Here is a 21,409-nt window from a genome sequence, read left to right as displayed (position 1 = left end):
CCATGCTCCTGTCCCCCTACCCGACAACCGGCGAACGCATCCGCATCACCCTGCTTTGGCTCTGGTGCGGGCTGGTTATCCTGTTCCTGCTGGTGCCGATCCTCATTCCTGTGCCGCTCTCCTTCAACAGCGGCGCCTTCTTCATCTTCCCGCTGGAGGGAATCTCGACGCGCTGGTACGCGGTGGTGCTCGGCACGCAGCGCTGGCAGTCGGCAATCGGCAACAGCCTGATCGTCGCCTTCGGCACGACGGTGATCGCAACGACGCTCGGCACGCTGACGGCGATCGCGCTTTCCGACGAGAAATTTCCCGGGCGCCGCATCATCATGCCGCTCTTGCTCTCGCCGCTGATCGTGCCGGTGGTGATCACCGCCGTTGGCTCGTATCTGTTCTACGCGCGCGTCGGGCTGGCCAGCACCTATGCCGGCATCATCCTGGCGCATACGGCTTTGGCCAGCCCCTTCGTCGTGGTGACGGTGGGCGCGAGCCTCACCGGCTTCGACCGCAATTTGATGCGCGCCGCCGCGATCTCGGGGGCGAGGCCAGTGACTGCTTTCTTCCGGGTGATGCTGCCGCTGATCCTGCCCGGCGTGCTCTCGGGCGCGGCCTTTGCATTCGTCACCTCCTTCGACGAAGTGGTGGTGGTACAGTTCCTCGCCAGCGCCAGCCAGCGCACCATGCCGCTCGAAATGTTCATCGGCCTGCGCGAGAAGCTCAGTCCCGCAATCACCGCCGCCGCGACTCTGATGATGGCGCTGTCGATTGTGCTCCTGGTCGTCGCCAACCTTCTGGCGCGGCGCGGCCAGAAGCGCCCCGGCGCGGCAGGGTAATCGAATCTACGCGCCGGCCACCGGCGCCCAGATCACGTCCTCGATCTTCTGCGCGCCGGTGGCCAGCATCACCAGCCGGTCGAAGCCGAGGGCCGAGCCGCTCGCCTGGGGCATGATCGCAAGTGCGGCGAGGAAATCCTCATCCAGCGGATAGCGTTCGCCGTAGATGCGCTGCTTCTCGTCCATCTCGGCGATGAAGCGGCGGCGCTGCTCGGCCGGGTCGGTCAGTTCGCCGAAGGCATTGGCGAGCTCGACGCCGCAGCAATAGAGCTCGAAGCGCTCGGCAACGCGCGGGTCGACTGCGCTTGGCCGCGCCAAGGCCGCCTCCGAGACCGGATAGCCGTAGAGGATCGTCGCCCGCCCCTGCCCCAGCGCCGGCTCGATTTTTTCCACCATTACCCGGCTGAACAGGTCGGCCCAATTGTCGTCGGGTGCGGTGCGCACTCCCGCACCAACCACCGCCTCGTGGAGCGTTTCGCGCTCGGCGCTGCCATCGGCGGCGACGCTTGCCAGGAGATCGATGCCGGCATGGCGCATGAAGGCCTCCGCCACGCTCAGCCGCTCCGGCTCGGCGAACGGATCGGCCTCGCGGCCACGAAAGCCAAAACTTTTGGCACCGGCCTTCTCCGCCGCGAGCGCCAGGAAATCGGCGCAGTCATCCATCAGGCTCTCATAGGTCTCGGCGACGCGGTACCATTCGAGCATGGTGAATTCCGGATGGTGCAGCAGTCCACGCTCACGATTCCGGTAGACCGCGCCGAGGCTGAAGATGCGCTTCTCGCCAGCGGCAAGCAGCTTCTTGCAGGCGAATTCCGGCGAGGTGTGGAGATAGAGCGGCTGGCGCGACGCGTCGGGCCCGATCGCCTCGGTGGCGAAGGCCGAAAGATGCGCCTCGTTGCCGGGCGAGACCTGCAGCGCCGATGTCGTCACCTCGACGAAATCACGCTCCGCGAACCAACCGCGAAGCGCCGCGGCAATGGCGTTGCGCGCCATCAGCCTTGGCCGGCGATCGGCATGAATATGCGGCGTCCACCAGGGCGAAGCGTCGGTCATGGGCAGGAAAATCGCGCGGAAGGCTGGCGGTTCGGCGCAAGATGCGCTAGGGCGCACGCGAAGGCCGCCGCTGCCGATTTGCGGCAATCAACGCTTGCAGGCCGAAAAACTCGATTAGGATTGAATACCGTGGTCAAGGTCATCGCCAGTTCCTTACGCAAAGGCAACGTCGTCGATAAGGACGGCAAGCTCTATGTCATCCTCTTTGCCGAAAACATCCACCCTGGCAAGGGCACGCCGGTGACGCAGCTCGACATGCGCCGCATCGGCGACGGGGTGAAGGTTTCGGAGCGTTACCGCACGACCGAGATGGTCGAGCGCGCCTATGTCGAGGAGCGCGAGCACACCTTCCTCTATTCCGACGGCGAAGGCTTCCATTTCATGAACCCGGAAAGCTACGACCAGGTCGTGGCATCGGAGAGCGTGGTCGGCGACATGGCCCCCTACCTGCAGGAAGGCATGGCGGTGCAGCTGGCGCAGTTCAACGGCGCGCCGATCTCGCTGGTGCTGCCGCAGCGCGCCACGTTCGAGGTGATCGAGACCGAACCGGTCACCAAGGGCCAGACGGCATCGTCGTCCTACAAGCCGGCCGTGCTTTCCAACGGCGTCCGCACCGCCGTGCCGCCACACATCACGACCGGCACGCGCGTCGTGGTGATGACCGCCGACGGCTCCTACGTCGAGCGCGCCAAGGACTGAGGCTCACAACGCCGCCGGGTTTTACCACAGCTCGCCTGCGACCAGGCGGGCCGTTCGGCCGCGAGCTGTTCGCCAGGCGGTGGGTTTGGCGGGCTGCTCGCGAACATCCCGTAGGCTTGCGTAGGTCGTGAGGTCTCCTTGTGCACGCTCTCAGCGCCACGTTCAGCTGAACCCACACCGGCCTTATCTCATTGACATCAGGTCCGTGATCAGGCCGACTCTGACGAAGAATGTAGGTCTTGGGGCCTCCGAACAGCCGATATCCCTCAACTGATCGGGCGTCAGGTCCGCTAGCGCCCTTCGTCCTGCAACGGATTTCCGCCAGGCCGTGAAGGCAGCGAGCGCTGTCGCCGCGCTTTTCGACGCTGCCCCAAGCAGCCGGTGTTTCGATGCGCGGGTCTTCGCGTGGGTTTCCGTGTGAGTCATTTTTGCTCTCCGTTCCAGGTTGCGGCCAGAGCTTGTCAGGGGGCCCCACCGCGGGAGGGCAAATGTCGGCAAGTCAAGTCCGCAAGAGACTGCGCAGGCGAGACCACAGCCGGGGGCGATCGACTGACGGTTCGGTGCCCGTCTCGTTGGATGCTGGCTCGCTGGGCGGCAGCAGGTAGAGCCAGGCCAGCATCTCATTGGCCTCGCCACAGCAGGGCCCTGCAATGCCGGCCGAAAGGAGGCTCAGCGCTTCCCCCCGCGAAAGTGTCGTGGGTGCAATCGGCGAGTCAGCCCTCACATGCATGATTACCCTCCATGATTGGCGGTGGCAGCGACGCGCAGGTTTTCGAGCGACGCGAGATAGGTGGCGAACCTCATCTCATGGACATCAGGTCCGTCATGAGGCCGACCCCGACCCTGACGACGAACTTCGGCGCAAGGGGCTCCAGACAGCCGATATCCTTCAGCTGATCGGGCGTCAGGTCCGCTAACGCCCTGCGTCCCGCAACGGCCCGCCCCCACGCCGTGAAGGCAGCGACCGCTGTTGCAATGCTGTTCGATGCTACCCCAAGCAGCCGATATATCGATGCGCGGGTCTTCGCGTGAGCTTCCGTGTGAGCCATCTTGCTCTCCCGTTCCAGATTACGGCCGAAGCTTGTCACGGGGGCGATTTGCTGCTGTTCAGCCAGGCGTGAACCGTCGAGGAAAGACCGGCGGGCCCCCGTTAAATCCGCGTTAAATCGACCGGCGAAGATGCTATTCTCTCGACGCGTTCGAAATTCGGAGAGGCGGCGTGCGCATCCGGTTGCTTGGCGGTCTCGAAGTGACTTCCGCAGACGGCCAGCCCGTCCGCTTCGCAACGCGCAAATCGGCGCTTCTTTTTGCCGCCCTGGTGCTGGCAGGTCGCCGCGGCCACTCTCGCGAACGGCTTTGCGAAGGGTTTTGGCCCGGACGAGGCGATACGCAGTCGCGCAACAGCCTGCGCCAGGCGCTGGCCGAGATCAGGCGTTGGTTTCCCGCCGCCGGCAATGCAGCCATTTCCATCGACGGGGACCAGGAAACGGTTGCGCTGACGGCCGGCCCGGATGAGGCCGATGTCTGGCTCTTCGAGCGCAAGCTCGCTGACGGCGGGACGGCGAACCTCGCCTTCGCCGCGGACCTCTACCGTGGCGATGTGCTTGCGGGCGAAGTCATTCCCGACGGTCTGGATGAATGGTTCGGCCCGTATCAGGAGAGATACCGGCAGAAGGCGCAGCAGCTGGTGGAGCGGCTGAGCCTAGCGAAGCCCGAAGCCGGATCCGCGGACGAAGCGGCTTGCGAACGGCTCGCCGAAAGGCTGCTTGCCTCGGATCCGGCCGCCGAGCCGGCGCATCGGGCGTTGATGCGGATCTACGCCGTGAGGGGCCACGAAAACGCGGCCTTGCGTCAGTTCGAGACCTGCCGCGCGCTGCTGAAGAAGCATCTGGGCGTGGAACCCGAGGCACAGACGAACGCACTGGCGGCGTCGCTGCATTCGCGGGACCGGCACCATCAGGCACAATCGGCGCACGACACCGCTCAGCCGCTTCAGCCTGTCTCAATACCAGCGAGGCCGCATGACCAGCCCTCGGTGGCGGTGATGGCCTTCGACAACCTTGGCGGGGCGGAGGACGAGTATTTTGCCGACGGCGTTGTTGAGGAGATCACAGCTGCGCTTTCGCGGATCCGGGACTTCTTCGTCATCGCGCGCCAGTCAGCCTTCACCTACAAGGGACGCTTCGTCGACGTGCGCGAGGTGGGCAGGGAACTCGGCGTCAACTACGTGGTCGAAGGCACCGTTCGGCGGGGCGGCGACCGGCTGCGCATTTCCGTGCAGCTGGTCGATGCCGAGACGCGGGCACAGCTCTGGTCCGAGCGCTACGAGGGTGCTACCGAGGACGTTTTCGAGTTCCAGGACAGGATCGCTGCGCAGGTGGCGGGCGCCATCCATCCGGCCATCCGCGGTGCCGAGATCGAGCTGGCCAGGCGCAAGCCGCCAACCAGCCTGCGGGCCTATGATTTCGTCATGCGCGCCTATCCGAACATTTGGGGCCGCCGCAAGGATACCAACGAACAGGCGATAGAATTGCTCAAGAAGGCGATCGCGGTCGATCCGGCCTATGGCCGCGCCCATGCGCTCCTGGCCTGGTGCCACGCCTCGAATGCCTCGTATCTGTGGGCCGAGAAGCCGCAAAGCGAGCTGGAAAAGGCGCGCGCAGCGGTCGACGCCGCCGGCTCGATTGGCGACGATCCTACCGCCCTGGCCGCCGCCGGCTCGGCATTGAGCATGTGCGGCGACCAGGAGCGCGCCGCCACCTTCATCGAACAGGCGCTCAAGCTCGATCCGAACAATGCTTGGGCATGGGCACGCCACGGGTGGATCGCGATCTACAAGGACGAAGCCGCCCAGGCGCCGGAACGGTTCCAGCGGGCGATGACGCTGAGCCCGATGGATCCCTTCGCTTTCGCCATGAGACTGGGAATGGCCACCGCCATGGCCAAGACGGGTTCTCTCCCCCAGGCAGTCGCGATCGCCCGCGAGGTGATCGCCACCTATCCCGACATCATCATGTCCTATCGGTACCTCACCGCCTGGTCGGCGATGAGCGGCGACCTGGAGACCGCCCGATGGGCCGCGCAAAAGCTGCTCACCGCCCAGCCGAACTTCACGATCGAGCGATACCGATCGCTGCCTTTCTTTACGCACATGTCGGAATGGGCAGACCGGGTGGTCGAAGCCTTGAAGCTGGCGGGATTGCCCGAACGCTGATCAGGCGGCCATTTCCACCGGCAGGCCGGCGGCTTTCCATTCCGGCATGCCATCCTCGAGACGACGCGCGGAATGCCCAAGCGAGCGCAGCGCTGCTACCGCCTCGAAGGACATCACGCACCAGGGACCACGGCAGTAGGCGACGATTTCCCGGTTGGTATCGGCGCTTTCGGACCAGGATTTGATTTCACCGAGCGGGACATTGATCGCGCCCGGCACATGACCAAGCGCGAACTCGTCCGGCGGGCGGACATCGATCAGCGTCACCAGCCCGTCGCATATCAGCGCCTGGAGTTCGTCCCGGCTGACGGGCCGCATATGGTCCCGCGCGTCGAAATAGCCGCGAACGATGCGCTCGACCTCGGCAAGGTGCCGCTCGGCAACGCCGCGCACGGAGGCAAATGCTGAAAGCACGCTGTCGTCGGCAAGCGCATAGCGGACGAACTTGCCGTCGCGTTCGCCCGAGACAATGCCGGCGCGGCGAAGCGCCTGCAGATGCTGGGAGACATTGGCGACCGGCTGGCGGAGCTTCGCGGCAAGAGCCTCTACGCTGCGCGGACCTTGCGAGAGATGCTCGATCATCTCCAGGCGCAGCGGGTGGCCGAGCGCCTTGGCGACAATCGCGAACTGCTCGTATAGCACCTGTTTCGGATTGCGGATTGACATCAGACTTTTCGCGACGCATCGTCATTCAACAGAGTAATTGAATGACGAATGTGAGCGGCTGTCAAGCCGCGTTCGCGCAGCCGCCTGTTCGGAGGAAAAGCGATGATTCTCAGGCAGTTCCTGCATACCGACCCGGTCGCAGCCTCCTATTTGTTCGGCTGTGGCGGCAAGGCTTCCGCCGCGGTCGTCGATCCGGTCGGCGACATCGCGCCCTATGTCGAGGCGGCGCGCGCGACAGGCATGCGCGTCCTTTATGTCATCGACACGCATATCCATGCCGACCACATCTCGGCCGGACGCAAGCTCGCTGAGGCGACCGGAGCCGAATACGTGCTGTTCGAGGGCGCCGAGACCGGCTTCCCGTTCCGCCGCGTGAAGGACGGCGAGATGCTTGAGCTCGGCAATGTCACGGCGACCGTCATCCACACGCCCGGCCACACGCCGGAGCATCTGAGCCTCCTCGTCACCGACCGGACGCGGTCGAGCGAGCCCTGGTTCGTGCTCACCGGGCACACGCTGATGGTCGGCGATCTCGGCCGCACCGAGCTTGCGTCCAGCGCCGAGGACGGTGCGCGCGCGCTCTACGCAAGCGTGCGCCGGCTGAAGGAACTGCCCGACCACATCGAGGTGCTGCCGGGCGCCTATTCCGGCTCGGTCTGCGGGCGGTCGCTGAGCGGCAAGCCGACATCGACCATCGGCTTCGAACGGCGCTTCAACAAAGCCTTCCGCATCGAGGACGAGGACCAGTTCGTCGCCGCCATGACCGCCGACATCCCTCCCCCGCCGCCGGATGCCGCCCGCACCCGTGCCGCGAACGCCGGAGCGAAATCTTGAGCGCAGCCGCGTCCGGCGTCGCGCTCGGCCTCAAGGCCAACTGGAAGCAGTTCGCGCTGCTGGTGCTGATCAACGCCTTCGTCGGCGGCATGGTTGGCATCGAGCGGACCGTCGTGCCGCTGATCGGCGCGGAGGAGTTCGGCATCGCCTCGACCACGCTCGTCACCTCCTTCATCGTCAGCTTCGGCGTGGTCAAGGCCTGCGCCAACCTCGTCTCCGGCCAGCTTGCCGACACATGGGGCCGCAAGCGCGTGCTGATCCTCGGCTGGCTGTTCGGCCTGCCGGTGCCCTTCATCATCATCCTGGCGCCGAGTTGGGGCTGGATCGTCGCCGCCAACGCGCTGCTCGGCATCAACCAGGGCCTCGCCTGGTCGATGACCGTGATCATGAAGGTCGACCTCGTTGGGCCGAAGTCGCGCGGGCTCGCGGTCGGCCTCAACGAGTTCGCCGGCTATCTCGCGGTTGGCGTCACTGCTTTCCTCACCGGCTATCTGGCGAGCCGCTACGGACTGCGCCCGGTACCGATCTATCTCGGCGTCGGCTACGCGATCCTGGGTGCCGCGCTCTCGATCCTTCTGGTGCGCGACACGCGCGAGCATGTGCGGCTGGAGCTGTCCAATCACGCCAAGCAGGCCTCGCCGCTCGGCTTCCGCGAGATCTTCATGCTCACGTCGCTTCGCGACCGCAATTTGTTCGCGGCCTCACAGGCGGGCCTGGTCAACAATCTGAACGACGGCATGAGCTGGGGGCTTTTTCCGCTCTTCTTCGTCGCCAACGGGCTCGGCGTCGAACGGATCGGTATCCTCAAGGCCGTCTATCCCGGCGTCTGGGGCGTGCTCCAGGTCGCGACCGGGCCATTGAGCGATCGGTGGGGCCGCAAGGGCCTGATCGTCGCCGGCATGTGGGTGCAGGCCGCAGGACTTCTGCTGACCGCCATGACGCGCGACTTCGGCTGGTGGCTACTGGCCAGCCTGCTGCTCGGCCTCGGCACGGCGATGGTCTATCCGAGCCTGATCGCCGCGGTGTCGGACGCATCGCATCCCTCGTGGCGGGCACGTTCGCTCAGCGTCTACCGCTTCTGGCGCGACCTCGGTTATGCGATCGGAGCGCTGTCGGCGGGCCTGATTGCCGATTTCTTCGGCTTCGTCGCGGCGATCGCGGCAATCGCGGCGCTGACATTTCTCTCGGGCGCGATTGTGGCGGTAGCGATGCGGGAGGCTGCGCGCTGACCCGGCGCGAAGCAACGGCCGGCAGTGTCGCGTTTACGATATCCGAAGCTTCGTGCTGCCAGGGACGCGCCCGTCCGATACTATGGCGCCGGGTGCCTTCTCGGGGTCGTTCATGAACAATTCGACACGCATGCCGTGGGTGGATACGGCAAAGGGTATTTCGATCATCCTGGTGGTGATGATGTATTCGGCCTACAACACCGGCGAATATACCGGCGGCGTCGGCTTCCTCCATTATGTCATCGGCTTTGCGACGCCCTTCCGCATGCCGGAATTCTTCCTCATCTCAGGACTGTTCCTGGCGCAGGTGATCGACCGGCCATGGCGGCGCTACATCGACCGGCGCGCCGTCCACTATCTCTATTTCTACGTCCTGTGGGCGATCATCTCGATCGGGCTGAAGATCGGCATCTACAGCCGCGACCTCGACGGCATGCTGCACGACCTCGCCATGGCGGTCGTCCAGCCCTATGGCGTGCTGTGGTTCATCTACATGCTGGCGGTGTTCGGCCTCGTCGCGCGCATCTTGCGCGAGCTTCGCGTGCCGCATTGGGCCGTCATCCCGATCGCTGCCGCGCTGCAGATGTGGGCGCCGCATCCGGACAGCTATGCGCTCGAGCAATTCGCTGCCTATTTCGTGTTCTTCTATCTCGGCTTCGTGATCGCGCCGCTGGTCTTCCGGCTGGTCGCGTGGACACAAGATCGCCCGGCTATGGCCGTGGCGGGGCTGCTCGTCTGGGCGCTCGTCAACGGCCTGCTCGTCTATTCGCCGGGTTATTCAGTTCAGCCGGTCGGCACGCAGATGGGCCTGGCGGCATGGCCGCCGCTGCATCTCGTGCTCGCCGTCGCCGGGGCGCTGGCGCTTTGCGTGGTCGGTGGATTCCTGTCGAAATTCGCGTCCATGGAGTGGCTGCGGTGGCTCGGCGAGCATTCGCTGGTCGTCTATGTCGCCTTCACCATCCCAATGTCGCTGTTCCGGGGTGCTGCGCTCTCAAGCGGCCTTCTGACGGAAACCGGCATGCTGAGCCTCGCGGTGCTGCTCGTCTCGGTCATCAGCCCGGTCATTCTCTACGCAATCGTCAAGCGCACCGGCCTCGGCATGTTCCTGTTCGAGCGTCCGGCCTGGGCGCATATCGACAGACCGAATGCCGGGCAGGTCTCCAACAAGGGCATTGCTCGGCCGGCGCGCGAGGCGGCCTAAGGCCGCCTGTTTCGCTTCAGCGTGCTAGTGACCCGTGGCTATTTGCCGGCGGAACCCTTGTATCCGGGACGGCGCACGGCCCTGACTTTGCCGCTGTTGCCGCCGCCGCAGAAGAAGCAGCCCTTGCCATCCGATTCCAGCCCCGACACGCCGGTTCCGGCCGGCATGTCCAGCGTTTGCAGCACCTCGCCCGAGCGCGGATCGACGCGGCGCAGATCGCTTTCGTCACCTTCCCAGGTGCCGTGCCAGAGCTCGCCGTCGACCCATGTGACGCCGGTGACGATGCGCTTGGATTCGATGGTGCGGAGCACCTTGCCCGTTTCGGGATCGATCTGATGGATCTTGCGGGCCCGATGCTGCCCGACCCAGAGCGAGCCCTCGGCCCAGGCGAGACCGGAGTCGCCACCATTGCCGGGGGCTGGGATGCTGGCGAGCACCTTGCCCGTCGCCGGATCGATCTTCTGGATGCGATTCTCGGCGATCTGGTAGAGATGCTTGCCGTCGAAGGCGGTGCCGGCATGCGCGGCGACATCGATCGAGCGCGTTGTGGCGCCCGTCCCAGGGTCGAGCGCATTGAGCTTGTCGCCGGAGGCGAACCAGATTTTCTCGCCGTCGAAGGTCACGCCGGCAACGGTCTTGACGCCCGGAAAGGGCCCGTATTCACGCAGGATTTCAGCGGTTGCTCGTTTCATCTTGATCTCCATCGATCTGAACAATGCGGGCTCAGTTTCAGGGACATGCTTAATCGCTCGGCAGCGGACCCGGGAGTAACAAGACAGTCGGGAATCCGGTCACCGGCGGCATCATCCAGCGGCGCGCCCGGCCGTGGCCGACAGCCAGCACCTTGCTTTGAGCCGACAGCTCTTCCAGCGCGCGCTGCACGGTGCGCGCGCTGGCGCCAAGCGCGATCGCCAAGGCCGAGCTCGACCATGACTCGCCGTCGGCCAGGAAAGCCAGCACCGCGCCATGCTCTTCCTCGACAGGCGGCGCCAGAACCATGACCTCGGCGGCGCTCAGCGGCGTCAGCGCGAAGCCGGCGGCCGTCGCGTTGATTTCGGCGAGCGCGCCAAGCTCGGCGCGCAGCCGGCCCATCTCGACCCTGAGCCGCGCGCGATGCGATTCGTCGGCGTGCCTTGCCCGGAAGGCGCGTCTCAACAGCGTCTCGCGCGAGGCATCCGCCGGCCAGGCTTCGGCGAGCGCGCGCGCCAGCGCAAACAGCACCGGCCGCGTCGCCAGCGAGACGACCGTATCGGCCACACGCACGACATTGCGGCAGGCATCGATGACGAGAGCGCCCGAGGCGAGCAGCGCTTCGACCTCTTCGAGCAGAAGCGGCTTCTCCCCGCCCTTGGCGATGAGCCGCGCCACGGGCGCGTTCAGCACAATCGAAGCATTTTCCACTTCCGCCTTCAGCGCAGGGATGTTCGCCTCGTAGGCGGCAAGCGAAGCCCGGCCGAATGCCGAGCGCGCCGCCTTCGTCCTCAGGCGCCGCACCGCGATGCCGGCGGCGGCGAGCTCATGCGCGACGCGCGCAACCGGCGGCAGCGGCGCCGGATCGAAGCCGGCAAGCAGACGCTCGGCCTCGTCGAGACGGCCGATCAGGATAAGGCGTCGCGCTTCGAGGCTGCCGGCATAGGCGGCGTTCACGCGGTCACCGTGCGACTGCAGCGTCGCGCGTGCGGTCCGCAGCGCCTTCTCCGGCCAGCCAAGATCGCGCGAGACCAGCGCGATTTCTGCCTCGGCGACGACGCAGCGAGCGCGCGCCACGGCCTCCCTGGGGCTGAAGGCGCGGGCCGCGCTTTTGAGCAACTCCTTGGCCCGCTCGAGGTCGCCGAGCTGCGCCATCGCGATGCCGCGCAGCGCCAGCGCCGGCGCGTCGTCGCGCAGAGCGACACGCTTCAGCGCGCCGAGCGGGTCACCCGCGGCGAGCGCGCGGCCGGCGGCGGTGATCAGCGAGTCCATTCAAGGTCCGCCTCAGGGATGGCCGGATCAAATCGCGTCACACTTGTAACTCTCACCATCGCGCCGTCCGGCCCTATGTCTGTCCGCGTCACCCTCAACCAACCCAAAGAACGGGACAAGAGCAATGACCCAGCACATGAAGACACCACCGGTCGTTTCGCAAGAAGCATGGGAAGGCGCGCACGAAGAGATGCTCGTCAAGGAAAAGGCCCTCACCCGCGCCCGTGACGCGCTGGCCGCCGAACGCCGCCGCATGCCGTGGATGCTTGTCGAGAAGGACTATGTCTTCGAAGGTCCGAACGGCAAGGCGAGCCTGCTCGACCTCTTCGAAGGCCGCCGGCAGCTCATCATCTACCGCGCCTTCTTCGAGCCGGGCGTCTATGGCTGGCCGGAACATGCCTGCCGCGGCTGCTCGCTCGGCGCCGACATGGTCGGCAACCTCGCCCATCTCAACGCCCGCGACACCACGCTTGCCTATGCCTCGCGCGCGCCACAGGCCGACATTCAGCGGCTGAAACAGCGGATGGACTGGAAGATGCCCTGGTACACCATCACCGACAGCTGGGATAAGGATTTCGGCGTCGACGAATGGCACGGCCACAACGTCTTCATCCACGACGGCGACCGCATTTTCCGCACCTATTTCGTCAACAACCGCGGCGACGAGGCGTTCGGCACGGTGTGGAGCTATCTAGACGTCACCCCGCTCGGCCGCCAGGAGGTGTGGGAGGATTCTCCCAAGGGCTATCCGCAGACGCAGACCTACAAGTGGTGGAACTGGCACGACAACTACGAGGAAGGCGCCGCCCCCGACCAGAGATGGGTCGAGGTGTCGGATGCCGGCGAGGCGGCGTTCCGCAACAAGAACGCCTGAGCCTGAAGCGACTCTGGCGGCGTCGCCCGCGCCGCCAGAGCCGATTTTTCCCAAGCCTTGAAAGTCCGGCCAATTGGAAGGTGGATGAGATGAGCACCGAAGACCCAGACCTTGCGATCGAAGCGGCGAACGTCCCTCGCCCGTCCGGCCTGAGCGGCTTCGGCCTCGCCGACCGGCTCAGCCTCGCCGCGGCGCCCACCTTCGCGACCATGGCGCTGCTCACCGCTGCTTATGGTGGTGAAGGCATGATGTGCATGTCCGGGCCCGGAGCTTCCATGCTCAGCGGCATGGTGCCGATGTATCTCCTGATGGCGGCATTCCATCTCGCGCCGTGGCTGCGGCTGCTCGGCAGGCGGGCGTGAGGTTTGCACCGCGGCGGGTGCCAGTTCTCGAATGACCGAGGCGCGGCCGACAGCGGACTGGCAGCTTCAGGTTGCGAATCTTCAAGAGCGAACATTGTGCTCGGCGTTAGCATCGTCATGACCTGACCCGATCACGATGTTCACTCCGGCTAGTGGAATATCTGGATTTGGCGCGCGATTCCGACTTCAGCGAACGAAGTTATGACGCGTTGCCAATTGCACTGCAATAACATCCGAGACACTCGCGCTTGCGGAAGGGGCTGTCGGCTCTGACGGGATTGGCGTAAGCTACTGTCCACAAGGCGTGCACGCATGCACCGTATAATCGCCATAGCGATCGTAGTTCTCGCGGCCGTGTTCAGTTCCGCGAGGGCCGAGGTGCTGATCGGGGTTTCGTCCGCGATGACGGGACGGCTTGCCTGGATCGGCGAGCAGGGACAGCGCGGCGCGGAGATGGCGGTGGCCGACGTCAACGCGGCGGGCGGCGTGCTCGGTCAGAAGGTGAGGCTCATCTCGGTCGACGATTTCTGCGATGCCAAGCAAGCGGTCGCGGCCGCCCAGAAGCTGGTGGCTGACGGGGTGGTGCTCGTCGTCGGGCATTATTGCTCCGGGGCCTCGATCCCCGCATCAAAGGTTTACGCGGAGGCGGGCGTCGTCGAAATATCCCCAGGCTCGACCAATCCGCAGCTGACCGAACAGGGCCGTAGCAATGTCTTCCGCACCATTGGCCGCGACGACGCGCAAGGGTTTATCGCCGGCAACTACCTTGCCGATCGCTGGGGCGACAAGAAGATTGCAATCCTTCACGACAACTCGACCTATGGGAAGGGTCTCGCCGATGAGACCAGGAAGCAGCTGAACAAACGGGGCGTGACTGAAGCTGTTTACGACGCGTACACGCCCGGAAAGGACGACTATTCGGCCGAGGTCGCTGCCTTGCAGACCGCCGGCGTCTCAGCCTTGTATGTGGGTGGGTACCATACCGACGTTGCGCTGATTGCTCGCGCCGCACACGACCGTGGCTACACGGTTCAGCTCATATCCGGAGATGCCTTGGCTACCGAGGAATTCGCCCTGATCGCAGGCTCAGCGGCGGAGGGAACCCTGTTCACCTTCCCGGCGGACCCGCGGCGAAATGCCGGCGCGGCCGCGATCGTGGAGCGGTTCCGCGCGGAGAACTTCGAGCCCGCGGGCTACACGCTGTTGAGCTACTGCGCGGTCCAGGTCTGGGCCCAGGCGGTCGCGAAGGCAGGTTCGCTGGAGCCGAAGGCGGTCATCGCGACGCTGCACGAACAGCAATTCGACACCGTCATTGGCCGGGTCGATTTCGACGACAAGGGTGACCTCACGAGGCAGAGCTGGGTTTGGTACGTCTGGCGGGGTGGAGAGTACGTGCCGGTTGAATAGGCTTCGCCGAACGCCGGCGTGCCGCCTGAGACGTCTAGTCCGATGCAGACCAGTGTGGCTGGATTGTTCCGACTCACCGCGATGCTTGAACGCCTTGGCATACGTGGCCGGCTGTTGCTCGCCTTTTTCGGGATCAGCGCCCTTGCGGTGCTGGCAACCGCTGCGGCGCTTTATGCCTTCCTCCAAGTCGGCGACGTCGTCGACCGAATTACCACGGATCGGGTGCCGTCGGCGCTGGCCTCCCTCCAGCTGTCGCGCCAGGCCGAACGGGTCGCTGCTGCCGCGCCGTCGGTGCTGGCGGCGACAAGCAGGGCTCAGCACAGCGAGGTCTCGGCTGCCGTCGCGCTGGAGATGTCCCGCCTCGAGGCCCTGCGCACGGACCTCAGGGGTGCCACACTGGGCACAGTGCCTTTGGCTGAGATTGAGGAAGCCGCGGTTGTTCTGAGGCGCAACCTGAAGGAGCTCGACTCTCTCGTTGTCGCCCGCCTCGATGTGGTCGCCCACAAGGAGGAGCTCCTGAACCGCCTCGCCGCGACGACGACCGGAAGCCAGCGCCTTCTGGCCACCGGCATCCTGGTGATGGATTCCAGGCTCCCGCAATGGCGGGCGGTCGCGGCCGATACGTCGCTGTCGCCCGATCGACGCGCAGCGGCAATGGCCGACATGGTCCGGGCGATTGCGGCTTACATCCCCCAGCAGAAGGCGCTGCTGGATATTTCGGCGGTCAACGACGCGCTGGTGAAGGCCGCGACCGCGCCGACGCGGGGCGACCTGGCATTGATCCTGTTTCCGCTGCGCCGCTCGCTTGCCGCTCTGGAAACGGCTTCCTCGGAGATCGACGAAAAGCTGCAGACCCGTTTCCGGCAGCGAGTGGACGAGTTCAAGGCACTAACCGATGGCGAGAACAGCATCCCGAAGGCCCGGGAGGAGGAGCTTGCCGTCCTCGCGCAGGGCGAAAAGCTTCTGGCCGAAAACAATCGGCTGTCGCGCAGTCTCACCGCTGCCGTCGACCGTCTTGTCGCAGCAGCGGACCGCGAGATCGCTGCCTCCGGTCGCGAAGCCGCGCTCGTCCAGCGCTACGGCACCGGAGTTGTCCTCGGCTCCGCCTTTCTCAGCCTGTTGAGCTCGGTTCTGGTCGTCTGGCTCTATGTGGACCGCAGCCTTCTCGCCCGTCTGGGAGCGGTGAGCCAGGGCATGCTCGCGATCGCGGGCGGCGATCTTCGTGCGCCGCTGCCGGCCGCGGGCAGCGACGAAATCGGGCGCATGGCCGAGGCGCTGAGCCTCTTCCGGGATACCGCTGTCGAGGTCGAGGAAAAGAACCTGCGCGACGTTGCAGAAGCGCGTCAGCGGCTAGTCGATGCCATCGAAAGCATTTCCGAAGGTTTCGCTCTCTATGACAGAGAGGACCGGCTTGTCCTTAGCAACAGCCGCTACCGCGAACTGCTATACGCCGGTCTGGAGGCCGAGCTAAGCCCTGGCACGGCGTTCGAGGAGATCATCCGCCGATCCGCCGAGCGCGGCTACATCAGGGATGCCGAGGGGCGGGTCGATGAGTGGGTTGCCGAGCGCCTGTGGCGGCACCGCAACCCTGGCGAACCATGGGTGCAGCGGCGGGGCGACGGACGATGGATCATGATAAGCGAGCGGCGGATCAGCGCAGGCGGCACGGTCGCCGTCTATTCGGACATCACCGAGCTGAAGCAAAGGGAGGAGAACCTTGCCGAGAAGTCCGCTGCCCTAGAGGCGCTTTCCAGCAAGCTGGCCAAATATCTGGCGCCGCAAGTGTACAGCTCGATATTCACCGGCCGCCAAGACGTTAGAATCGCCAGTCAGCGCAAGAAGCTGACCATATGCTTCTCCGACATCGCCGGCTTTACCGAGACCACCGACAAGATGGAGTCCGAGGATCTCACCCAGCTCCTCAATCACTACCTGACAGAAATGTCGAAAATCGCGTCGGATCATGGTGCCACGATCGACAAGTATGTCGGCGACGCGATCCTGATGTTTTTCGGCGACCCCGAGACGCGCGGCGTCAAGGAGGACGCGCTGGCTTGCGTACAGATGGCGCTTGCCATGCAAAAGCGGATCAGCGAGCTTACCGAAGTCTGGCGGGACATGGGGATCGAAACACCGCTGCGCTGCCGCATCGGCATCCATACCGACTACTGCACCGTCGGTAACTTCGGCAGCGAGGACCGCATGGACTACACGATAATCGGCGGCGCCGTGAATCTCGCCTCGCGCCTGGAACAGGAGGCGGCACCGGGGGCCATCCTCATTTCCTACGAGACGTTTGCGCAAGTGAAGGACACGATCGATTGTGAGGAGATGGGGCACGTCCAGGTCAAGGGGATCGCCTATCCCGTCGCCACCTACCGCGTTATCGATCTGAAGGCCAATCTAGCGGGCGCTTGTCGCGCCGTTCGAACCGAGCTGCCGCACTTCAGGCTGGAACTTGAACCGGAGCTGATGTCCGCCGACGAGCGTGGCGGTGCCGCCACTGCGCTTCGAAATGCGCTGGATCGGCTTTCCCACAAGCCCGGGCAGTAGGGCTTGGTTCACTTCCTGGCCGATCGCAGACGAAGGAGGAGAAGAGCAAATGTCCGTGGACGCGGGACCGAGAAAAGTGGACGCCGAATATGCAATTGAGTACCTCCAGGAGCATCCGGAAGCCGGGCTATGCTGCGAGGATCGTCGCTGCTGGATTACGCCGAACGCAAACGAGACCGATCAGCGGATCCTGCTTCTTGATGTGGTTGAGGCTGACCGGGTCAAAGATGATCCTCGCCTTCGACTCGTGTCCGGAATCGCTCATGCGGGCCGGTCGCTCTGGGTCGTTCGGAGAATGACATAATTACGTGCAGCCCTCGCCCTGGCTGGTGTCTGCGGTTACGATGGAAGGATATCGCCCTGCAAGCACCGCAGGACCCGGAACCAATGTCGCGCGGCAAGGCGGTCGGTTATGCGGTCTCATACGGGCGAAAGCGTCCTTCGCCAGCAAGGGCGTCAGCCAGCCAAGCTGGGCATTGCCACTCCGCAATGAGCGGGAAGCACAGAACCGCGCCGAGCATTTCAGTCTTCCTTCAAATCTTCGGCTTCGTCTTTGAGCTTGGTCCAATCGGCACCATGCTTGCGCAACAAAGCGCGCGCCTGTTTCGGCGAGACGTCAGCAATTTCCGTAAGGTGCTCAACCTCCAGTTCTTGTCCTTTCACCACGCGGCTCGCCTTCTTCTTTTTCTTTTCTTTGGTAGCCATCTCTCAGTGTCCTTCTCTTGCATCATCGGATGAACGAGGACTGAGAAGCGTTTCCAGGTCGCGCATCGTCGTTAGCCGGCCTGAGGTCCGGCCCCTGTAGGGTCAAGCGGGCGGTTGTTTGTGACAGTCTTATGGGCAGCATAAGGACCGCTTCAACACGGGCAGCCGGCCTTCTCCAAATCCTCCAAAAGCAGTTTCGCCTCCATGAGATCTGGCGTTTCGAAACCTTCGCTGAACCAGTGGTAGATTGGCGCCAGCAGATGCCGGCCTTCATGGCACCGGCCCTGCTCCAGCCACAAGCGGGCCAAGCTGCTTGCCGCTCGGAGTTCGAAGGACTTGGCGCTCTGGCTGCGTGCAATTGAAAGAGCTCGCTCGAAACATGCCTCCGTTTCAGCCGGCGAGCCACCTTGTAACCGCCGCAACTCCCCCTCAAGCCGTTGAAGTTCTGCGGCCCACATGTGTTCGCTGTTTTGCACGATCAGGTCATGCGCTCGGGCAATGACGTGCAATCCTTCTTCAGCCTGTCCTAGCTGTGCATGGGCTGCCGCCAGCATGCTAAGATAGCGGGCCTGATACCAGTTCACCCCAAAAGCTGCGCGGTCGGCGACGCTCTGCCGCATAAGAGCAATCCCGGCTTCTCCGGCACCCTCTTGCACCCGCGTCCAGCCCTGAAGGATCAGGGCGTTTAACCGCCAATAATGCAGGCTGTGGCGCTCGGCCAGCTCTATTATGGCCTCGGCGTGCCCACGGACACCGGCGACATTACGGAGCAGTTCATCGAGTCCTGCGCCCGCATAATTGTGGACATGGGCTGTGAGGTTCGCCTGGTTCAACTCCGCAGCGCAGGCGAACGCCGCGATGCTGACGCGGCGTGCTTGGTCAGGAAAGCCCAGGATCCAGAGCACCAGTGCAAGATAGGTGAGAGCCGAGACCATAGGGTCGTGCACATAGTGGACCGGCTGTCCTCGATGCTGGCTGGGGTCGTACAGCGCGAGGATTGCTTCGAACTCTAAGCGAGCGTCAGCAAAGGCCCCACCATGTGTAGCCGTGATCCCAGCGAGACGATGACTGGCGAGCCGAACCAACGGGTTCGGCGAGCGCTCAGAGATCTGCCGCGCCTCCTGCACGAGCCGCTGCATCATAGGATGGTCGCCACGTACGAAGTGAAAGGCGAATTCCCCACTGAGCGTGGCGACGAGCGGCTCCGGCTCGCCCAGCCGTTCGCAAAGAATCCGGGCGCGGCTGTACGCAGCGCCTGTTTGCGGAGCGGAATAACCGTGGACCGCGATCAAAGGCGTGCCGATCGCGACTTGAAACGCCAGTTCCCGCCTATCTCGCTCGACGCCTTCCGGGAGTGTCTCAAGCGTCTCCAACCCGCGCGTCAAGTGCCGGATTGCCTCGACATTGGCTGAACGCTCGACCGCCCGCGCACCAGCCTGCAACATGTAGTCGAGGGCACGTTCAATCTGGCGGGCCTCGGCGAAGTGATGGGCCAACAACTCCGGCTCGCGCTTACATCGCTCGGGAAAGCGCAGCTCCACGGTCTCGGCGATGCGGGCATGCAACCGCTGCCGATCAGCCCGCAGGAGCGTGGTATAAGCCGCTTCCTGAATCAAGGCATGTTTGAAGGTGTAGATCGTGTCCGGCCGCGTGCCACGTTCGAACACCAGTTCAGCGGCAACGAGCCGGCTGAGCTGTTCGTCCAGTGCTTCGTCGCTCATCTTTGCGACGGCGCGGATGAACTCATATGAGAAGTCCCGACCGAGTGCCGCGCCGACCTGCGCAGCCTCCTTTGCCGCCGTACCCAGCCGGTCAAGGCGCGCCATCAGAGATGCGTGCAAGGTCGCAGGGATCCCGGACAGGGCCGATATTGGACGCCCCTTATTTGTTGAGGTGTCAACTGCGCCGGCTTCCAGCACGGCCTTCGTCAGCTCCTCCAGGAACAGAGGAATGCCGTCTGTACGATCAACAATCTCATCGACCAGCTGGTTAGCGAGCGACGATCTCGTGCTCTGTACAATGCGCCGAACGAGGGCAGCCGCCTTGCTCGGACCGAGCCGGTTCAGAGGCCGGAGCGTGACGTGCGGACAACTCACCCACGGCGGCTGGAACTCAGGCCGGCAAGTTATCACCGCCAGCAGGGGCAAACGCGCTGCATGGATGACGATGTCGTCGAGGAGCTCGCGCGAGGTCGGGTCAGCCCAGTGAGCATCTTCGAAGACCATGAGCACGGGCGCATTTCCTGCCAGGACCTCAAGCTGATGCCTGAGAGCGGCAAAGATCCGCTCCTTCTTCTTTTGCGGCGCGAGCTCGAGCTGCGCCGCATTCGCTTCCGGTGAGGACACGGACAGCAATTCGGCCAAGAGCGCGAGGTCCGTCTCAGTCGCTGCCGTAGGCTTAAACAGGGTCGCCAGCTTGTCGAGCTTTGCTACCGGGGTGTCGTCGCGCTCGAATCCCGCTGCTCGTTCGAGTTGACGGATAATCGGATAGAGTGGGCTGTCTTGGTGGTGTGGTGAGCAGAAATGCCGCAGCCGTGTGTGCCGTTCACCGCGGAGCTGTTCCAGCAGAGCGGTGATTGTGCGCGACTTGCCGATCCCCGGCTCGCCCGAGAGCACTACTACCTGGCCCTCGCCGTCCTTCGCTTGCGCCCATCGCTCCAGGAGCAGCGCAATTTCCTCTTCACGCCCGACGAGAGGCGTCAACACTGACGCGTGGAAAGCTTCGAAACGGCTCTCGATAGCGCTTGGTCGCAAGACCTGCGCTACCCCTACGTGCCCGACAAAGCCCCGGATAGCAATCTTACCGAAGTCCTTGTACTCGAAGAGGTTCCCAAGGAGACGGCGTGTTGTTGGACAGATCATAACGCTGTCGGGTTCAGCGAGTGTCTGGAGGCGCGCGGCCAGGTTCGGCGTCTCGCCAACGATATCGCGCTCGTGAGCGCCCCCTGAGCCAACGAGGTCGCCGACGACGACCACGCCTGTGGCGATTCCGACGCGCACCTGCAGCGGTTCCGGGGCTGGGAGCTGCCCGACTGCGTCAACAAGATCAAGGCCGGTGCTTACGGCTCGCTCGGCGTCATCCTCGTGCGCCTCAGGGTAGCCGAAGTAGGCGAGCACACCATCGCCCATGTAATGTGCCACGAAGCCCTCGTGCTTTCCTACAACGTCCGCCACGCGTGCGTGATAAGCGCCAATCACCCCGCGAAGATCCTCAGGATCGAGACGCGCCGAGAGCGTTGTCGAGCCCACCAGGTCGCAGAACATGACGGCGATCTGGCGGCGCTCCGCTCCGGAAGAGATAGTGTCGGGCGCGGATGGAAGAGAAGGATATTCGACTGGCGCTGCTCTGCTTACCTCATGTGAGCCCGGGCCGGTCAGGGGGGACCCGCAATCGCCGCAGAACTTCTTGCCCGCTTGGCTCTCGGCCCCGCATGCCGGACACCGCTGCGGCAGCGGCGTGCCGCACACGTCACAGAAGATCTTGCCGTCCTGCGTGGCGGCTTGGCATTGCGGGCACTGCACGGTTGGTCCCGCCTCGATAACTGATCCAGTATACTGTTACTTCCGGATCGCCACCAAGGTACCAACTCTGGCAGGTATTGCGACCGCGTTGGTTAGGAATCGACACTGGCCATTACGCAAAGTGTCCGCTTCGGCGAGGCGTCCAGCGTTGTCGCCGGTAATGTCCGCTATAGCGCGGTGGCAGGCGTGATTTCAACGGCCGATATTGGGCGCGAAGTGGGCGTCCAGCGAGCCCCGCAGGGAAGTCCGCGACTATCGGAAGCTGCAATTCGACAAGGTCAGCTCCCCGCTGCCCAGAA

16 protein-coding genes are annotated in these 21,409 nt (G+C 64.5%); 10 read left to right on the top strand and 6 right to left on the bottom strand.

The features are described from left to right. The first annotated feature begins 2 nt into the window (after positions 1-2). On the top strand, positions 3-830 hold the full coding sequence (locus RFN28_RS25265) for an ABC transporter permease (RefSeq protein WP_320289899.1): 828 nt from the start codon (positions 3-5) through the stop codon (positions 828-830). A gap of 6 nt (positions 831-836) precedes the next feature. Here the strand turns inward: RFN28_RS25265 and epmA are convergent, their stop codons facing one another. Next, on the bottom strand, positions 837-1,883 hold the full coding sequence (gene epmA / locus RFN28_RS25260) for an EF-P lysine aminoacylase EpmA (protein WP_320289898.1): 1,047 nt from the start codon (positions 1,881-1,883) through the stop codon (positions 837-839). Between the two features lie 129 nt (positions 1,884-2,012). Between epmA and efp the strand changes: the two genes are divergently transcribed. Then, the gene (gene efp / locus RFN28_RS25255) at positions 2,013-2,582 is read left to right on the top strand and encodes an elongation factor P (RefSeq protein WP_320289897.1); all 570 of its coding nucleotides are present in this window, start codon (positions 2,013-2,015) and stop codon (positions 2,580-2,582) included. Positions 2,583-3,801: 1,219 nt separating this feature from the next. Next, the gene (locus tag RFN28_RS25245) at positions 3,802-5,796 is read left to right on the top strand and encodes a BTAD domain-containing putative transcriptional regulator (RefSeq protein WP_320289895.1); all 1,995 of its coding nucleotides are present in this window, start codon (positions 3,802-3,804) and stop codon (positions 5,794-5,796) included. Here the strand turns inward: RFN28_RS25245 and RFN28_RS25240 are convergent, their stop codons facing one another. Then, a complete protein-coding gene (locus RFN28_RS25240) occupies positions 5,797-6,462 on the bottom strand; it encodes an ArsR/SmtB family transcription factor (protein ID WP_320289894.1) in 666 nt (221 codons plus the stop codon). A gap of 102 nt (positions 6,463-6,564) precedes the next feature. Between RFN28_RS25240 and RFN28_RS25235 the strand changes: the two genes are divergently transcribed. From RFN28_RS25235 to RFN28_RS25225, 3 genes are all read left to right on the top strand, one after another. Then, on the top strand, positions 6,565-7,296 hold the full coding sequence (locus tag RFN28_RS25235; protein WP_320289893.1) for an MBL fold metallo-hydrolase: 732 nt from the start codon (positions 6,565-6,567) through the stop codon (positions 7,294-7,296). Continuing rightward, positions 7,293-8,525: an MFS transporter gene (locus RFN28_RS25230; RefSeq protein ID WP_320289892.1), complete on the top strand. Its 1,233-nt coding sequence runs from the start codon at positions 7,293-7,295 to the stop codon at positions 8,523-8,525. The genes RFN28_RS25235 and RFN28_RS25230 overlap by 4 nt, the downstream gene beginning before the upstream one ends. A 112-nt stretch (positions 8,526-8,637) precedes the next feature. Then, positions 8,638-9,726: an acyltransferase family protein gene (locus RFN28_RS25225; RefSeq protein WP_320289891.1), complete on the top strand. Its 1,089-nt coding sequence runs from the start codon at positions 8,638-8,640 to the stop codon at positions 9,724-9,726. A gap of 38 nt (positions 9,727-9,764) precedes the next feature. Here the strand turns inward: RFN28_RS25225 and RFN28_RS25220 are convergent, their stop codons facing one another. Together RFN28_RS25220 and RFN28_RS25215 are read right to left on the bottom strand one after the other, a co-directional pair. Then, positions 9,765-10,418, bottom strand: coding sequence for a Vgb family protein (locus RFN28_RS25220; protein ID WP_320289890.1), 654 nt, complete (start codon positions 10,416-10,418; stop codon positions 9,765-9,767). Positions 10,419-10,467: 49 nt separating this feature from the next. Further along, positions 10,468-11,688, bottom strand: a complete 1,221-nt coding sequence (locus RFN28_RS25215) for a helix-turn-helix domain-containing protein (protein WP_320289889.1) — start codon at positions 11,686-11,688, stop codon at positions 10,468-10,470. A 124-nt stretch (positions 11,689-11,812) separates the two neighbouring features. Between RFN28_RS25215 and RFN28_RS25210 the strand changes: the two genes are divergently transcribed. From RFN28_RS25210 to RFN28_RS25195, 4 genes are all read left to right on the top strand, one after another. Beyond that, positions 11,813-12,562 carry a DUF899 domain-containing protein gene (locus RFN28_RS25210; protein WP_320289888.1) on the top strand — a complete coding sequence of 250 codons (750 nt, stop codon included), beginning with the start codon at positions 11,813-11,815 and terminating at the stop codon, positions 12,560-12,562. 89 nt (positions 12,563-12,651) lie between these two features. Further along, positions 12,652-12,924 carry a hypothetical protein gene (locus RFN28_RS25205; protein WP_320289887.1) on the top strand — a complete coding sequence of 91 codons (273 nt, stop codon included), beginning with the start codon at positions 12,652-12,654 and terminating at the stop codon, positions 12,922-12,924. 312 nt (positions 12,925-13,236) lie between these two features. Beyond that, positions 13,237-14,331 (top strand): branched-chain amino acid ABC transporter substrate-binding protein, encoded by a 1,095-nt coding sequence (locus RFN28_RS25200; RefSeq protein WP_320289886.1) that lies wholly within the window; start codon positions 13,237-13,239, stop codon positions 14,329-14,331. A gap of 81 nt (positions 14,332-14,412) precedes the next feature. After that, positions 14,413-16,884 carry an adenylate/guanylate cyclase domain-containing protein gene (locus tag RFN28_RS25195; protein ID WP_320289885.1) on the top strand — a complete coding sequence of 824 codons (2,472 nt, stop codon included), beginning with the start codon at positions 14,413-14,415 and terminating at the stop codon, positions 16,882-16,884. A 522-nt stretch (positions 16,885-17,406) separates the two neighbouring features. On the opposite strand, the gene RFN28_RS25190 is transcribed toward RFN28_RS25195, so the two are convergent. Together RFN28_RS25190 and RFN28_RS25185 are read right to left on the bottom strand one after the other, a co-directional pair. Further along, entirely contained in the window at positions 17,407-17,589 is a 183-nt protein-coding gene (locus RFN28_RS25190) for a hypothetical protein (RefSeq protein WP_320289884.1), read from the bottom strand. A gap of 152 nt (positions 17,590-17,741) precedes the next feature. Beyond that, positions 17,742-21,110, bottom strand: coding sequence for an adenylate/guanylate cyclase domain-containing protein (locus tag RFN28_RS25185; protein WP_430678824.1), 3,369 nt, complete (start codon positions 21,108-21,110; stop codon positions 17,742-17,744). Between the last annotated feature and the right edge of the window lie 299 nt (positions 21,111-21,409).

Origin of the sequence: Mesorhizobium album, from assembly GCF_033977205.1 — a bacterium.
Classification (GTDB): Bacteria; Pseudomonadota; Alphaproteobacteria; order Rhizobiales; family Rhizobiaceae; genus Mesorhizobium; species Mesorhizobium album.
Note: the sequence above shows the minus strand (reverse complement) of the source record. Positions and strands in the feature narration are given on the sequence as shown.

Excerpts from the sequence above, each read along its gene's own strand:
- epmA (WP_320289898.1), bottom strand. The coding sequence starts at position 1,883 with ATGACCGACGCTTCGCCCTGGTGGACGCCGCATATTCATGCCGATCGC.
- RFN28_RS25195 (WP_320289885.1), top strand. The coding sequence starts at position 14,413 with ATGCTTGAACGCCTTGGCATACGTGGCCGGCTGTTGCTCGCCTTTTTC.
- RFN28_RS25265 (WP_320289899.1), top strand. The coding sequence starts at position 3 with ATGCTCCTGTCCCCCTACCCGACAACCGGCGAACGCATCCGCATCACC.
- RFN28_RS25215 (WP_320289889.1), bottom strand. The coding sequence starts at position 11,688 with ATGGACTCGCTGATCACCGCCGCCGGCCGCGCGCTCGCCGCGGGTGAC.
- RFN28_RS25220 (WP_320289890.1), bottom strand. The coding sequence starts at position 10,418 with ATGAAACGAGCAACCGCTGAAATCCTGCGTGAATACGGGCCCTTTCCG.
- RFN28_RS25235 (WP_320289893.1), top strand. The coding sequence starts at position 6,565 with ATGATTCTCAGGCAGTTCCTGCATACCGACCCGGTCGCAGCCTCCTAT.
- RFN28_RS25225 (WP_320289891.1), top strand. The coding sequence starts at position 8,638 with ATGAACAATTCGACACGCATGCCGTGGGTGGATACGGCAAAGGGTATT.
- RFN28_RS25205 (WP_320289887.1), top strand. The coding sequence starts at position 12,652 with ATGAGCACCGAAGACCCAGACCTTGCGATCGAAGCGGCGAACGTCCCT.
- RFN28_RS25200 (WP_320289886.1), top strand. The coding sequence starts at position 13,237 with ATGCACCGTATAATCGCCATAGCGATCGTAGTTCTCGCGGCCGTGTTC.
- RFN28_RS25190 (WP_320289884.1), bottom strand. The coding sequence starts at position 17,589 with ATGGCTACCAAAGAAAAGAAAAAGAAGAAGGCGAGCCGCGTGGTGAAA.
- RFN28_RS25210 (WP_320289888.1), top strand. The coding sequence starts at position 11,813 with ATGACCCAGCACATGAAGACACCACCGGTCGTTTCGCAAGAAGCATGG.
- RFN28_RS25240 (WP_320289894.1), bottom strand. The coding sequence starts at position 6,462 with ATGTCAATCCGCAATCCGAAACAGGTGCTATACGAGCAGTTCGCGATT.